The following is a 15956-nucleotide window of genomic DNA, read 5'->3' as shown; positions in this document are numbered from 1 at the left end:
CACCTAACAATTTATTAACGAAATAGCAATAAAAAAACTTCGCACCGCCCTAAAACAAAGGACATTACAAGGGAATCAAAAAATACTTTGCGACCTTAATTCCCCAAAACAACATCATCATTACCAATCTTTTAAAACAAAAAAAAGCGAGACATTTCTGACTCGCTTTTTATATAAAAAAAATATAAAAAAATTATACTTTTATCTCTACTTCAACACCACTTGGCAATTCAAGTTTCATTAAAGCATCAATAGTTTTAGATGAAGACGAATAAATATCAATCAATCTCTTGTATGACATTACTTCAAATTGCTCTCTCGCTTTTTTGTTAACGTGCGGAGAACGTAATACAGTGAAAAGTTTTTTGTGAGTTGGCAACGGAATTGGACCTGTCACAACTGCTCCAGTAGTTTTTACTGTTTTTACGATCTTTTCAGCAGATTTATCTACCAACATGTGATCGTAAGATTTTAGTTTTATTCTGATTTTTTGACTCATTTTCTTAAAATTAAGCGTTACCTTTTGCTTTTTTGATTACCTCTTCTGAAATATTAGAAGGTGTTTCTGCATAGTGAGAGAACTCCATTGTCGAAGTAGCTCTACCAGAAGATAATGTTCTTAATGTAGTTACATAACCAAACATTTCTGATAAAGGCACATCAGCTTTGATAGTTTTAGCACCATTCCTATCACCCATGTCATTAACTTGGCCTCTACGACGGTTCAAGTCACCTACGATATCACCCATGTTTTCTTCAGGAGTAATAACTTCGATTTTCATGATTGGCTCAAGAATAACAGCTCCAGCAGCACGTCCAGATTCTTTATAACCCATTCTTGCAGCTAATTCGAAAGAAAGAGCATCAGAATCCACAGGGTGGAAAGATCCGTCTAATAAAGTTACCTTCAAACTATCAACAGCGTATCCAGCTAATGGACCTGTTTTCATAGCCTCACGGAAACCTTTTTCAACAGCAGGGATATATTCTTTAGGAACGTTACCACCTTTTACCTCATTAACAAACTGTAATCCTACAGGAACTTTACCATCAACTTCATCAGCAGGCTCGATTCTAAATACGATATCACCGAATTTACCACGACCTCCAGATTGTTTTTTGTAAGTTTCTCTATGTTGAGCAGATTTAGTAAACGCCTCTTTGTACTCAACTTGTGGCTCACCTTGATTAACCTCTACTTTAAACTCACGTTTCATACGATCAACTAAGATATCTAAGTGAAGCTCACCCATACCAGAAATAATAGTTTGACCTGAAGCCTCATCAGTTCTTACAGTAAATGTTGGATCCTCTTCAGCTAATTTCGCTAAAGCCATACCCATTTTATCAACGTCAGCTTTAGTTTTAGGCTCAATAGCGATACCAATTACTGGCTCAGGGAATTTCATAGATTCCAAGATAATTGGATGTTTCTCATCAGATAAAGTATCTCCAGTTTTGATATCTTTAAATCCTACAGCAGCTCCAATATCTCCAGCCTCAATATATTCGATTGGATTTTGTTTGTTAGCGTGCATTTGGTAAATACGAGAAATTCTCTCTTTGTTACCAGAACGAGTATTTAAAACATAAGAACCAGCATCTAAACGTCCAGAGTAAGCACGGAAGAAAGCTAAACGACCTACGAATGGGTCAGTAGCGATTTTAAACGCTAAAGCAGCGAACGGCTCTTTTACGTCTGGTTTACGTAAGATTTTAGTTTGATCTTCTTCTAATAATTCAGCATCATCAGGGTGAATTCCTTCAATACCTTCTTTATCCAATGGAGATGGTAAATATTTACAAACTGCATCCAGCATAAATTGAACACCTTTGTTTTTGAAAGAAGAACCAGCAAGCATAGGAATGATTGCCATATCAATAGTAGCCGCTCTTAAAGCGTTGTTGATTTCTTCTTCAGTAATAGAATTTTCATCTTCCATGTACTTATCCAAAAGATTTTCATCATAAGTTGCAATCTCTTCGATAAGAATAGAACGGTAATGCTTAACGTCATCAACCATATCAGCTGGGATATCTACAACGTCAAAAGTAGCCCCTTGAGTTTCATCATGCCATACGATAGCTTGATTTTTAACTAAGTCAACAATACCTTTGAAATCTGCTTCATCACCAATAGGCAAAGTAATTGCAACCGCATTCGATTTCAACATATCTTTAACCTGTCCACATACAGCTAAAAAGTTAGCACCTTGACGGTCCATTTTATTTACGAATCCCATACGAGGAACTCTATATTGATCAGCAAGTCTCCAGTTAGTTTCTGATTGCGGCTCAACACCATCAACAGCACTAAATAAGAAAACTAAACCATCAAGTACACGTAAAGAACGGTTTACCTCTACGGTAAAGTCAACGTGTCCAGGAGTATCAATAATATTAAAGTGGTATGGTAATGATTCTGGAATAACTTTACCTTGTACAGTTGGAAAGTTCCAAGTACAAGTTGTAGCAGCAGAAGTAATTGTAATACCTCTTTCTTGCTCTTGAGCCATCCAGTCCATTGTTGCAGCACCATCGTGTACCTCACCAATTTTGTGTGACTTTCCAGTATAAAAAAGAATACGCTCAGTTGTCGTTGTTTTACCAGCATCAATGTGAGCAGCGATTCCGATATTTCTTGTATATTTTAAATCTCTAGCCATTTCTTTACGAATTAAAATCTAAAGTGAGAGAATGCTTTATTAGCTTCTGCCATTTTGTGAGTATCCATTCTTTTCTTAACTGCAGCACCTTCTTCTTTAGCAGCTGCTAAACACTCAGAAGCTAAACGTTGTGCCATAGATTTTTCATTTCTTCTTCTTGAATAAAGTATTAACCACTTCATTGCCATAGAAATTTTTCTGTCTGGACGAATTTGCATTGGGATTTGGAATGTAGCTCCACCAACTCTACGGCTACGTACTTCTACGTGAGGCATAACGTTTGTTAAAGCATCTTTCCAGATCTCTAATGAAGTTTTCTCATCATTTTGCTTTTTAGTTTCGATGATATCAATAGCATCATAAAATACTTTAAAAGCTGTAGATTTCTTACCATCCCACATTAAGTTGTTCACAAAACGCGTTACTAATTGGTCATTAAACCTTGGATCCGGTAAAAGTGGTCTTTTCTTTGCCGCTCTTTTTCTCATGTCTTTTTCTTAAAAGTTTTTAAATTACTTTTTTGCTTCTTTTGGGCGTTTAGCACCGTACTTAGATCTTCTTTGCGTTCTTCCTGCAACACCTGACGTATCAAGCGCTCCACGAACGATGTGATATCTAACACCTGGTAAATCTTTTACCCTTCCACCTCGCACTAATACTATCGAGTGCTCTTGTAGATTGTGTCCTTCTCCTGGGATGTAAGCATTCACCTCATTACCATTTGTCAAACGTACACGCGCAACTTTACGCATTGCAGAGTTTGGTTTTTTTGGTGTAGTAGTGTAAACACGCGTACAAACCCCTCTTCTTTGAGGACAAGAATCTAAAGCAACCGATTTACTCTTCTTAGTGATCTGAGTTCTTCCTGTTCTTACTAATTGTTGAATTGTTGGCATAATTAATACTAAAAATTATTATGTTTATTAAATTCCCGCTTTTTACGGGGTTGCAAATGTATAAAATATTTTTCACTATACAAACGTTAAATCATTAATTTTCAACAACATTATTTATATCTATGATTTCACAAAGAAACATTGGATATTTGCTTTACATTTAACCAACAAACAATTGCTTTTTGAAACAATTACTTAACATATTCATTTTCTTAATCACTTCAGGCTGTTTTGCCCAATCGTTTTACTTAAATGTAAATGGGATCAACAAAAAACAAAGCCAAACAATTGATTCTATATCATATAGCAAAAAGCACCCTAACCTGAAATCTCTTTATAACGAAATCACAAAAGTCAACAACCAACTAACAAAACAAGGATATATAGACTCTGAAATACTGGAAAACAAAAAAACAAACGACAGTACTTTCACTGCAATAATCGACTTAAAAAACAAGATAAAAGAAGTACATATATATATAGGTATAAACAATCTATTTTATAACCAAAAAAACTCCACCAAAGACAGCTTGATAATTCCTTACTCTGAATTAGAAAACTTTCTCAATCAGGAGATTTCAAACAAAGAAAAAGCCGGTTTTGCCTTCACAAAAATAAAATTGAAAAATATCACCAAAAAGAATTCCGCAATTTATGCCGATTTAAATCTTGATTCCGAAAAAAAAAGAAACTTAAATTCTATTATTGTAAATTACACAAATACGAATTCTAAAGATTATTTCCCAAAAGGAGCCTTAAAACAATTAAACAAAAAGTACATCAACAGAACTTTCAATCAGGATATCATCAAGAACATACACAACGACCTTAACAGCTTTGAATTTATCTCCCAGACCAAATACCCCGAAATACTTTTCACCAAAGATTCAACAAAAATCTACACCTACATCGAAAAAAGAAAAGCCAACACTTTTGATGGATATATTGGTTTTTCAAATGACGAAAATAAAAAACTAGTTCTAAATGGATATTTAGACATTTCATTAATCAACACACTACATGCCGGAGAAAAATTTTCATTATACTGGAAAAGTGACGGAAACCAACAAAAAACCTTTAATACTAAAATTGAAATTCCATACCTATTTCAATCTCCTATAGGAATTAAAGCGCAATTAAACATCTTCAAACAAGACAGTACTTTTCAAAACACCAAGACCGATATCAATTTAGGTTATTACTTAAACTACAATTCAAAACTTTACATCGGATATCAATCAACAGAATCGAGTGACATTCAAAACACCAACAATTCTACAATTAGTGATTTCAACAATTCTTATCTCACAACAACTTTTGATTACCAGAAAGCAGATTATCAAAACCCGATATTCCTTAACAAAGCATATATATATACCACATTAGGATTTGGAAAACGAGATACAAACAGCAGCCCCGAAACAGTTGGCACAAGTAATCAGTTATTTGCGAATCTCAATCTCAAATATAATTTTGAGTTAAATCCTAAGAATTTCATTAACATAAATTCACAAAATTATATCTTAAAAAGCCAGAACTATATTTCTAATGAATTATTTCGTTTTGGAGGAATGAATTCAATTAGAGGTTTTTTAGAAAACAGTCTACAAGCTAACTTCACTTCAATGATTCTTACAGAATACAGATATTTAGCTTCAAAAAGCCTATACATCAACTCCATTCTAGATTACGCATTATACCAAGATCTCACAAGCGTTTCAAACAAAAATCAAATAAAAAAATTAATAGGAATAGGCATTGGAACGACCGTTCAAACCCCAAATGGCTTATTAAAAATAAACCTTACAAATGGAGGAGAAAAAACTTCAGATTTGCAATTATATAACACTATCATAAACATATGTTATAATGTTAAATTTTGATGTTTAACGAAAAAAATATTTTTTTTATTAGGAAAGTTAACAAATTATTAAGAGTTTTGCGATACTAATTCAAAATATTTAAAAATGAAACTAAAGTTCAATGGATTCTTAGTACTTTTACTAGTACTAGTTGCGCAATTATCATTTGCGCAAGAAAGAGCTGTTTCTGGGACAGTTTCTGACAATGCAGGAATGCCTTTACCGGGTGTTAGTGTATTAGTTAAAGGAACTAAAACGGGAACACAAACTGACTTTGATGGTAAATTTTCGATCAAAGTATCACCAAGCCAAGTTTTGGTATTTAGCTACATTGGGATGAAAACTCAGGAAGTAGCCGCAAGTTCTTCAACTGTAAATGTTAAAATGGCAGATGCAGGAGCACAAGAACTTGAAGGTGTAGTTGTAACTGCCTTCGGTATCAAAAGAGAGAAAAAATCTCTTGGATATGCAACTACAACTTTAAAATCAGATGCGCTTACACAAGTAGTTAATGCGAACCCATTCGAAACACTTTCTGGTAAAATTGCAGGGGTTGACATTACTTCTCCATCTCAACCAGGAGCTTCTACAAAAGTTGTTATCCGTGGATTGAACACAATTACTGGAAATAACGGACCACTTTATGTAATTGACGGAACACCAATTAACAATACTCCAACAGGTACAGGAAACAATGGAGTAGCTACTTCTACTAGATCTTACGATGCTGGTAACGGTGTTAGTGATCTTGACCCTAACAATATCGAAAGTATGACAGTACTTAAAGGTGCTGCTGCTTCTGCATTATACGGATCAAGAGCAGGTGGTGGTGTAATTATCATTACAACTAAAAAAGGAAAAGCAAACTCAGGAATTAAAGTTGACATGTTAGCTTCTACAGAGTTAAGTGAAGTAGCAAGAGTTCCACACAACCAGACTCAATTTGGACAAGGTTGGAACGGAGTAAGCTACTCTGGATCTAACTCTTACAGTAATGAAAATGGTTCTTGGGGACCTGCATTCAATGGAGAAGTTAGACCATGGGGATCTGTTTACGAAAACAGCCAACAAATTAAACCTTATGTAGCTTTAAAAAACAATGTTAGAGACTTCTACAACACAGGTGTAATGTCTACACAGTCTGTAAACTTAAGCGGTGGTGGAGACACATCTGATTTCTCTTTAGTATTTTCTAACGTGAACAGTGATGGAGTTGTACCAACAGATGCTGATTTATACAAAAAACAATCTATTGGTTTTAATGGAGGATTAAAAGGTAAAAGATTTACTTTAAGAACTTCAATTAACTATATCTACAAAGATCAAAGTGTTGTTAACACTGGTCAAGGTGATGATGCTGGACAAGGTTCTACTTTACAACAAGATTTATTACAAATCCCAACGGATGTTAGTATTGTTGATTTAAAAGATTACAAAAACAATCCTTTTAACACTCCTTCATACTATTTTACTCCTTACGCTACTAACCCATACTTCTCAATTAACGAGAACAGTACTAAAATTTTTGGAAGTAACTTTTTTGGAAATGCTAATTTAAGCTACAAAATCACTGATAAATTAACTGCTACATGGCAGATTGGTGGTAACGTTAGAACTGAAAGATTCAAAAGTTACGGAGCTATCGTTGACTACTTACCAGGAAGCCCTCAAGATCTTGCAGGAAGCTTAACAGTAGGTGGAGTTACAGAAGGAAGATCTGAATACTCTGAATTTGATACATTTTTCAACCTTAACTACAACACTAATTTAGGTGAAGACTGGACATTAAACCTTTTAGGTGGTGTTAACTTTAACAAAAGAGAGAGCGACAGATTATTCAATACGATTACTAACCTAGGTATTCCTGGATATTATGAACTTTCTAACTCTGCTGTTAGACCAACAATTGATCAATCTAATAGTGTAAGAAAAACTGGAGCAGTTTATGCATCTGCAGAATTTGCTTTCAAAAACAGATATTTCGCTACTATTACAGGTAGACAAGATGTTACATCTACATTACCTATTGGAAACAATAGTTATTTCTACCCGTCAGCATCTTTGGGTGCAATTGTAATTGACAACGGTGATACTTTCTTAAAATTAAGAGCTGCTGCTTCTAAAATTGCAAACGACACTGATCCTTACAGAACAGAAAACTCTTATATTCCTGGATCTGCTGCTGCAAACTTCGGTATCATTGCATCTCCAGTTGGAGGAGTTAGTTTTTACGAGGCTAACGGTAGACTTGGAAATCCAGACTTAAAACCAGAAAGTACCGTTGAGTACGAACTTGGTGCTGAAGGATCATTCTTCAAAAACAGAATCAGTTATGATGTTGCTGTTTATCACAAAACAACTAAAGATGCAATTGTTAACTTACCTTTAGATCCATCTACTGGTTATACACAAAAAACAATTAATGCCGCTACAATCCAAAACAAAGGTATTGAGCTTTCTCTTAGTGCAAGTCCAATTAAAAACCAAGACTTTACTTGGAATTTAACTTACACATTCACTAAAAACTGGAATGAGGTAACTGAAGTAAATGGTGGACTTCCTTATGTAGATTTAGCAGCAGGATATAACGTATTCTTTAGAGCTGTAAAAGGACAACCTATTGGATCATACTACTCGCTAGTACCTAAAACTACTGCAGCTGGTCAACCAATTGTAAGCGCTACAAACGGTATTAACGTTGCAAGTACTGAAGCTCAAAACGTTGGAAATTCTCAACGTGACTTCGTAATGGGATTACAAAATACTTTCAAATACAAAAACTTTAATTTAGGTGTATCTCTTGACTGGAAACAAGGAGGAGAAATGTATTCTTACACAAAAAGATTGGCTCATTTCGTAGGAAATGGTATCGAAACTACTTATAATGACAGAAATCCATTCATCGTACCTAACTCTGTTAACGAAGTTGTTGGCACTGATGGTTCTATAACTTATGTAGAAAACACAACTCCTGTTTCTTTTGCTAACGTTGCTAACTACTACAACACGCAAAGTAACATTGGATACGAGAAAAATCACGTAATTGACAAAACTTTTGTACGTCTAAGAGAGGTAAATTTAAACTACGACTTCCCTTCTGCACTTAGTAAAAACATGGGATTAAACAAAATCACAGTAGGAATCTACGCAAGAAACTTGTTTATGTGGACTCCTGGAGACAACCCATATGTTGATCCTGAGGTAGGAACTTACGGAACTGGTGTACTTTCAGATTTAGGAGAATTTGGAGCTAACCCATCACAAAGATCAGTAGGTGGAGTTTTAAAATTATCATTCTAAAAAAATATATAGTAAAATGAAAAAGATAGCAACAATAATAACAGCTCTTTTCTTATTAGTGTCATGCGATGAAGTATTTGACATTAATAGAGACCCGGATTTATTGCCTCCGGGGCAAGCAAATAGCACCATTTTTCCTGCTGGAATCGCAGGTCTTGCAGGTGCACAGGGATCATACTACGCTTTAATTGGCGGATTTTGGTCTCAATTCTGGACACAAAACAATACTTCTAATCAATACAAAGACGTTGATCAGTACAGTATTGGTACTAATGATTATCAACAGGCATATGCTGCTATGTATGATGCATTAAATGATATTAGAACTGTAAAAGCACAAGCTGCTGCTGAAGGGAACACTAAATATTTCTTAATGGCTACTGTATTAGAAGTTGAAGCTTCTCAAGTTTTAACAGATATCTACGATGCTATTCCTTACGCAGAAGCAAATAATACAAACATCCTATATCCTAAATTCAATACAGGTAAAGAAACTTACGACTTAATGATTGCTGATTTAAAATTAGCTTTATCTAAAGATCTAAATGCTTCTGTAGGTGACAATCCAGGTAAAGATGATTTCCTTTTCGGTGGAGACATGGAACAATGGACAAAATTCGGTAATACTTTATTGTTAAAATTATACACAAGATTAACAGAAGTAGATCCAACTTTAGCTCAATCAGGAATTACAACTTTAATCAATTCTGGTGCTAAATTTTTAGATACAAAAGATGCTGCAATGACTCAATTTGAAGATGCTGCAGACAGAAGTAACCCATTGTACGAAACTGACAGAAGACAGTTAAATACTACTGGAAACCTTAGAGCTAGTAAAACATTATACTCTTATTTACAAGCAAATGCAGATCCACGTCTTAATAAATATTATGGTGTTGGTGTTCCTAATAATCAAGGTGACTTCTTAAACAGTACTACTAACTTATCTTTAGTATCACTTTGGGCAACAACTCCTTTCTATTTTATTAGTATTGAAGAAAGCTATTTCTTACAAGCTGAAGCTCTTGTTAGATATTTTGGAGGTACAGGAGCTAAAGACAAGTATGACTTAGGTGTTCAAGCTAATTTTGCTAAATACCAAACTAGCACTACAATTGGTACAGTTACTGTTCCAGGAATTGGAAACGCTAATACTTTCCTAGACGCTGCAGGAAAATATGCATTCCCTTCAACAGGAACACAAGCACAAAAAATCGAAGCAATTATTACTCAAAAATGGATTGCTAGTTTCCCTGGTAATGGATACGAATCTTTCTTTGAGCAAAACAGAACAGGATATCCTAGAGTATCTGCTGTACCTCAAACTAGCGAATCTTATGTACCTGGACAATTTAGAATTTCTGTAAACAGCCAAACAGGAGAATTATTCCCAAAAAGAGTTGTTCTTCCTAACAGCGTAAAAACTAGAAATCCTAACGCACCAGCTTTAAAAGCAATTACTGATCCAGTTTGGTGGGATGTTAACTAATTAAAATTAAAAAAATGAAAAATATATTCATAAAACTGATGACAGTAGTAGTTAGTGGTTTACTACTTACTTCTTGCGATCCTGATTCAAGTGCTGGAGTATCTCGAGTTACAAACTACCCTGTATTTGAATTCAATGGTGAAAGTACAGTATTTGTGGCCCTAGGCGCAACATATAGTGATCCTGGAGTTGTAGCAACAGAAAATGGAGCAGTAATTCCAACTGAAATAACTTTTGCTGGAAAATACAGAGGAGCTAAAACTCTTGACACAAGCAAAATCGATGAGTACACTGAAACTTATAGCGCTACAAACGTAGATGGTTTCAAAGGAAATACTACAAGAAAAGTAATCGTTTACAAAACAGGAGATCTTGTTAGTAGTATTGAAGGTGTGTATATCGCTACAACTAGAAGAAATGGAACCTTAATGGCTGCATCTCAAGGAAGTTCAGAAAACGTTAAATACATTTACATCTGGAAAAACACTGACGGTTCTTACCAAGTATCTGATGCTTTTGGAGGATGGTATGATATTTCGAGAAGTATTGGAGTGACTTCTGCTGCTGTAGGAGGAACTATTACTGGTAATATCGCCACTAATACATTCACTTTCCCTGGAATTCCAGTATGTGACTATTTCGGAGGATCTGCAAAAATAACAGGTTTAACTGTTGATCCTGCTACTAAAACACTTGTACTAACAACTGATTGGGCTGCTGATCCGGAGACTAATTATAAGTTCGTTTCAACATTAACTCAAGTACAACTTTAAAATTATTAAAATGAAAAAATTAAAACTAAATATATCACGTGTACTTGTAGCAATGCTTGTACTTACGTCATTTGTAGCTTGTGACGAAGTTGGAGATACTGATCCAGGAGGAACATCTGTTGAAGCTTATGCAGGTGATTGGTTTATGGACGTAACTGATACTAATGGAAATGTATATGCGCAACATGCTATACACTCTACGTACAATACCGCAGCCAACAATAACACAATGTGGATTGATGATGCTAAACGTGGTTACTATATTAAATGTAAAGTAGAAATTGACACTAAAACTGGAACTTTCACAGCTACAGCTGCTGATAACATAATTGATCCAGGAACTAAAGTAACTATTACTGAAGGAAAAATCGAAAAAGGAGCTGGTGTATCTAAAGGTGGACACAAAGTAGACAAAATCTCTTTCAGAGCTCATTTTGACTATGATCCTGCTGGTAAAGATATTCTTTATGTAGGTCACAAAAGAACAGGTTTCTTCGAAGACGAATACTAAGAATCTTAGATTCAAGTAATCAATAATAATGAACCGCTCTGTTAATTCAGAGCGGTTTTTTTATAGAAACATATTACCTATATTTGTCCTATGGAAAAAGAACATCAAATATTTGGCATTAGAGCCATTATAGAAGCAATTCAAGCAGGAAAAGAAGTAGACAAAGTCTTTATACAAAAAGACATTGCTGGAGAACTAATGAAAGATTTAATGAAGGTGATGAAACGTGCAAACGTTAACTTCTCTTATGTTCCTGTAGAAAAATTAAATCGTCTTACTCCAAATAATCATCAAGGTGCTGTAGCAACCATTTCTCCTATTGGTTTTATTGATTTAGAACATCTTGTCGAATCTACTATTGAATCTGGGAAAAAACCTTTATTTTTAATATTAGATCAGATTTCTGATGCCCGAAACTTTGGTGCAATTATCAGAACTGCAGAATGTACAGGAGTAAATGGAATTATTGTTCAAAAAGCGGGTTCGGCACCTGTAAATGGAGATACTGTTAAAACATCAGCCGGAGCTGTATTCAATGTCCCAATCTGTAAAGTAGAACACATCAAAGATGCTATCTTTTATCTTCAAGGTTCTGGAATTAAAACAGTAGCTGCAACAGAAAAAACAGATCAAAATATTTATGATGTTTCATTAGCTGATCCTGTTGCTATAATTATGGGCTCTGAAGATCGCGGAATAAATCCTTCTGTCTTAAAAATAGTAGATGAAAAAGCAAAACTACCAATGTTCGGTTCAATTGGTTCTTTAAACGTTTCTGTTGCCTGCGGCGCATTTTTATACGAAACTGTTCGTCAAAGAAGTTAAATTAAATTGAGAATGAAGATTAGAATGAATAATTAAAAACTTTAATTAATGCTTTCAAAATCTAATCCAATACAAATAATACAAATTGTTCGATGTCTGTTTGTAATTTTAATGATTACAAACAGCTACGGACAAAATACTACTTATGGCCAATTTTGGAACGAGATTCAATTCAATCAAACGTTAAGCAAAAAATGGTCAACTGAAATAGATTTAGGAACTACCTACAGTAGTACAGAATCTTCATCCAATATATTTCAAAATACGATTCAAAGATCTTTGCGAGGTTGGGCACATTATTACTACTCATCCAGATGGAAATTATCTGGTTCCTTAGCTTATTATAGCAACAAAGATGTTCCTGAGATTGGACAATTTGAATCTCCCGAATGGCGTTTTGATCTTCAGGGAATTTATTACTTTCATAAAACTGGTTACACTTTAAGCACCAGAATGCGTACTGAATTTCGTCACATGAGAAACCAAGACGACGATTATGAAAACGTATTTCGATATCGGCAGCAAATAAAGTACTTACAACCCATAAACAGTAAAATTTTAAGAGAAGGCGTGATTTACGCAGTAGCCTCAGATGAAATCTATTTAAAATCTGGAGCAAAAGTTACAGGAGAAAGTTTCTTTGACCGAAACAGATTCAATATTGGTGCAGGATATCTATTTACAGATGATATTCAAATTGAACTTAGCTATTGTAATGAATATTTACCACGAAATAATGGCAATCAAACAACAAATGCTGCTTCACTTACCATTAGTTTCAACAATCTTATCAGAAATCTTAAGAAGAAAATTGCAAACAAACACCATCAGCAAATCACAGACGAAGATCAATAATTACTTTTCCTCTTCTTTCAAGAAACATTGAAGTTGTTCACTAATAGCTTTTTTATGAAGTTTAAAATTATAACTTCTTATAAATTCCGTCCCTTCCATATTAATCTCAGCAGTCACAGCTTCATAATTTGAAAATGCCTTCAGATCTTTATTATCAATTAAATAAAGAACCTGCATTACCGAGTCATTTTCTCGGTATTGTGTATCGTAATGCGCCAGCTTATAAGTATTATTATCTGCCAAATGAATGATTAAATCATCTTTTATCTTTTTCCCAATTTTCTTATCTGGAAATGGAGTTGGCTGCAGTGCGACAAAATAATGCTCTTTATCAGTAACGATATTAATTTTCAAAGATTTTGATTTAGTAGTATAAAATACGGCTGGTTCAAAATAATACATCATACTTCCGTCTGCCTGTACCCTATTTTTAATTTCACATTGAGCATTAACTGTATTACTAAAAACAAGATACAAGAACAAAACCAATAGCTTCATTTCATTCATAACTCTGGAAATTAAATTTTTACTAAACAAATTTACTCATTTAATCTAGAAAAACATCAAATTAAATTCCCTCTTCTCCTTCTGTTTTTCTTATAAAAATATAATTGACAGGATGACTTGAAGAAAAATAATCAATCTGATCTTCTTCCTCTTCATGAGAAATAGGTACAAAGTTTCCATTTTCATCAAAATGTTTCATAAAAGGGTCTGTGGAAGGATCAAAATCTGGTCGCTGCCAATCATACACTATGGGTTTGGCATATTCGGGTGCCTTATAAAACAATGTTAAAACAAAACCAGTGATAAAACCAGCTAAATGTCCTTCCCAAGAAATGGATTGATCCACATCTGGAAAAACATACCAGATCGTACCTCCGTAAAGCATGACAACTGTCAAAGACAAAGCAACTAATCTGTAATAACGGGTTTGAATTCCTTTAAAGAAAATAAAACTTACCAAAACATAAATCAAACCACTTGCTCCAATATGATAATTTTCCCGACCAACAACCCAAGTAATAAATCCAGACAATAAAATTCCGTAACTAAGAACTCCAAAGGTTTGTTTGGGATAAAAGTATTGAATAGCCGACAGTAATATCAAAAGCGGAATACTATTATTATATAAGTGCTCTAAATTTTCATGAATAAACGGACTGAATAAAACTCCCCTCAAGCCTATTAAATCTCTTGGGTAAATTCCGTATTGATAAAAATCAAAATCAAATCGAATCTGCAACCAATACACTATCCATAATAAAAGGACAAAAAACACAGGAAGTCCAATAACTGAATTTGAAAATTTAAAATTAGTATCGTTCATAGTTTTCTAAATAACAATGGTAAAGACTCAAAAAACTATCCAAAAATATTTTACTGATAATTTGTCATATTAAAACTGTCTCAGATTGTAACAATACTTCTAATTCTGAATTGTTTTAACTTTCGAGAGACAAAATCTAAAATTAAAAAACAGTAATTTTGTAAAATGGAAGCACCGTTAGCAGAGCGCATTCGTCCGCAAAAATTAGAAGATTATATTAGTCAACAGCATTTGATTGGTCCAACCGGATCTTTAACACAACAAATTTCAAAAGGAATAATTCCTTCTTTAATTTTTTGGGGACCTCCTGGTACTGGAAAAACAACACTTGCTCAAATTATAGCTCAAGAATCCAAACGTCCTTTTTATATTCTAAGTGCCATAAATTCTGGTGTAAAGGATATACGTGATGTCATTGAAAAAGCAAAACAAAGCGGCGGACTTTTTACTGCTAAAAATCCGATTCTGTTTATTGACGAGATTCACAGATTTAGCAAATCACAGCAAGATTCACTTTTAGCTGCAGTAGAAAAAGGCTGGATAACATTAGTTGGTGCGACAACAGAAAACCCAAGTTTTGAGGTGATTCCTGCATTATTGTCACGTTGCCAGGTTTACATACTAAACGCATTTACAAAAGCCGATTTAGAAGCGCTATTAGAACGCGCCATGAAAACCGACGCCTATCTTTTGACAAAAAAAATAGATTTAAAAGAAACTGAAGCCTTATTGCGTATTTCAGGCGGTGATGGAAGAAAACTTCTAAATGTATTTGAACTCGTTATTAATGCTTCAGCTGGTGATGAAATCACTATAACCAATGATCGAGTTTTACAATTAGTACAACAAAACACGGTTCTTTATGACAAAACTGGCGAACAACATTACGACATAGTTTCTGCATTTATAAAATCAATGCGCGGCAGTGATCCGAATGGTGCCGTTTACTGGTTGGCCAGAATGATTGAAGGAGGTGAAGATGTAAAATTCATTGCCCGAAGAATGTTAATTCTCGCAAGTGAGGATATAGGCAATGCAAATCCGACTGCGCTTATCATGGCCAATAATACTTTTCAGGCTGTTACCACTATCGGATATCCTGAAAGCCGAATTATTTTAAGTCAATGTGCCATTTACCTAGCAACATCTCCAAAAAGTAATGCATCCTATATGGCAATTGGAAACGCACAACAATTGGTAAAACAAACTGGCGATTTACCTGTACCAATTCATTTGCGAAATGCTCCTACCAAACTAATGAAAGAATTAGGTTATGGTGATGAATATAAATACTCACACGATTATGCAAATAATTTTGCTGAGCAAGAATTTTTACCAGATGCTATAAAAGAAACGGTTCTTTACAATCCTGGAAACAATTCTAGAGAGAATAGTACCCGCGAATTTCTAAAGAACCGTTGGAAAGATAAATATGACTATTAAGTCCTA

At 34.4% G+C, this 15956-nt stretch carries 14 protein-coding genes; 8 read left to right on the top strand and 6 right to left on the bottom strand.

Features of this window, described 5'->3' with window-relative positions:
- Nucleotides 1-193 precede the first annotated feature (193 nt).
- From rpsJ to rpsL, 4 genes are read right to left on the bottom strand one after another with little or no spacing between them, the layout of a single operon-like run.
- Nucleotides 194-499 carry a 30S ribosomal protein S10 gene (rpsJ, locus tag NQQ59_RS08345; protein WP_007803605.1) on the bottom strand — a complete coding sequence of 102 codons (306 nt, stop codon included), beginning with the start codon at nucleotides 497-499 and terminating at the stop codon, nucleotides 194-196.
- Between the two features lie 10 nt (nucleotides 500-509).
- Entirely contained in the window at nucleotides 510-2666 is a 2157-nt protein-coding gene (gene fusA / locus NQQ59_RS08340) for an elongation factor G (protein WP_144217590.1), read from the bottom strand.
- Nucleotides 2667-2677: 11 nt separating this feature from the next.
- Nucleotides 2678-3154: a 30S ribosomal protein S7 gene (gene rpsG, locus NQQ59_RS08335; RefSeq protein ID WP_026727879.1), complete on the bottom strand. Its 477-nt coding sequence runs from the start codon at nucleotides 3152-3154 to the stop codon at nucleotides 2678-2680.
- Nucleotides 3155-3178: 24 nt separating this feature from the next.
- Nucleotides 3179-3562, bottom strand: coding sequence for a 30S ribosomal protein S12 (rpsL, locus tag NQQ59_RS08330; protein ID WP_007136570.1), 384 nt, complete (start codon nucleotides 3560-3562; stop codon nucleotides 3179-3181).
- Between the two features lie 182 nt (nucleotides 3563-3744).
- On the opposite strand from rpsL, the gene NQQ59_RS08325 reads away from it, so the two are divergent.
- The 7 genes from NQQ59_RS08325 to NQQ59_RS08295 all read left to right on the top strand — a co-directional run bounded on the left by NQQ59_RS08325 (nucleotide 3745) and on the right by NQQ59_RS08295 (nucleotide 13177).
- On the top strand, nucleotides 3745-5445 hold the full coding sequence (locus NQQ59_RS08325) for a BamA/TamA family outer membrane protein (protein ID WP_257698172.1): 1701 nt from the start codon (nucleotides 3745-3747) through the stop codon (nucleotides 5443-5445).
- A gap of 84 nt (nucleotides 5446-5529) precedes the next feature.
- Nucleotides 5530-8724, top strand: a complete 3195-nt coding sequence (locus NQQ59_RS08320) for a SusC/RagA family TonB-linked outer membrane protein (protein ID WP_144217587.1) — start codon at nucleotides 5530-5532, stop codon at nucleotides 8722-8724.
- Between the two features lie 16 nt (nucleotides 8725-8740).
- On the top strand, nucleotides 8741-10213 hold the full coding sequence (locus NQQ59_RS08315) for a SusD/RagB family nutrient-binding outer membrane lipoprotein (protein WP_144217584.1): 1473 nt from the start codon (nucleotides 8741-8743) through the stop codon (nucleotides 10211-10213).
- A 14-nt stretch (nucleotides 10214-10227) separates the two neighbouring features.
- Nucleotides 10228-10986 carry an immunoglobulin-like domain-containing protein gene (locus tag NQQ59_RS08310; RefSeq protein ID WP_144217582.1) on the top strand — a complete coding sequence of 253 codons (759 nt, stop codon included), beginning with the start codon at nucleotides 10228-10230 and terminating at the stop codon, nucleotides 10984-10986.
- 10 nt (nucleotides 10987-10996) lie between these two features.
- The gene (locus NQQ59_RS08305; RefSeq protein ID WP_144217579.1) at nucleotides 10997-11497 is read left to right on the top strand and encodes a lipid-binding protein; all 501 of its coding nucleotides are present in this window, start codon (nucleotides 10997-10999) and stop codon (nucleotides 11495-11497) included.
- A gap of 90 nt (nucleotides 11498-11587) precedes the next feature.
- Nucleotides 11588-12322 carry a 23S rRNA (guanosine(2251)-2'-O)-methyltransferase RlmB gene (gene rlmB, locus NQQ59_RS08300; RefSeq protein ID WP_144217577.1) on the top strand — a complete coding sequence of 245 codons (735 nt, stop codon included), beginning with the start codon at nucleotides 11588-11590 and terminating at the stop codon, nucleotides 12320-12322.
- Nucleotides 12323-12370: 48 nt separating this feature from the next.
- Nucleotides 12371-13177, top strand: a complete 807-nt coding sequence (locus NQQ59_RS08295) for a DUF2490 domain-containing protein (protein ID WP_144217575.1) — start codon at nucleotides 12371-12373, stop codon at nucleotides 13175-13177.
- On the opposite strand, the gene NQQ59_RS08290 is transcribed toward NQQ59_RS08295, so the two are convergent.
- Both NQQ59_RS08290 and NQQ59_RS08285 read right to left on the bottom strand, forming a co-directional pair.
- A complete protein-coding gene (locus NQQ59_RS08290) occupies nucleotides 13178-13684 on the bottom strand; it encodes a hypothetical protein (protein WP_257698171.1) in 507 nt (168 codons plus the stop codon).
- Between the two features lie 61 nt (nucleotides 13685-13745).
- Nucleotides 13746-14507, bottom strand: a complete 762-nt coding sequence (locus NQQ59_RS08285) for a rhomboid family intramembrane serine protease (RefSeq protein WP_144217573.1) — start codon at nucleotides 14505-14507, stop codon at nucleotides 13746-13748.
- Between the two features lie 165 nt (nucleotides 14508-14672).
- On the opposite strand from NQQ59_RS08285, the gene NQQ59_RS08280 reads away from it, so the two are divergent.
- Nucleotides 14673-15950, top strand: coding sequence for a replication-associated recombination protein A (locus NQQ59_RS08280; protein ID WP_144217571.1), 1278 nt, complete (start codon nucleotides 14673-14675; stop codon nucleotides 15948-15950).
- Nucleotides 15951-15956: the final 6 nt, after the last annotated feature.

This window comes from Flavobacterium panacis (assembly GCF_024649945.1).
In the GTDB taxonomy this organism is placed as follows: Bacteria; Bacteroidota; Bacteroidia; order Flavobacteriales; family Flavobacteriaceae; genus Flavobacterium; species Flavobacterium panacis.
The sequence above is the reverse complement of the archived record's forward strand: the minus strand, read 5'-3'. Positions and strand labels throughout refer to the sequence as shown.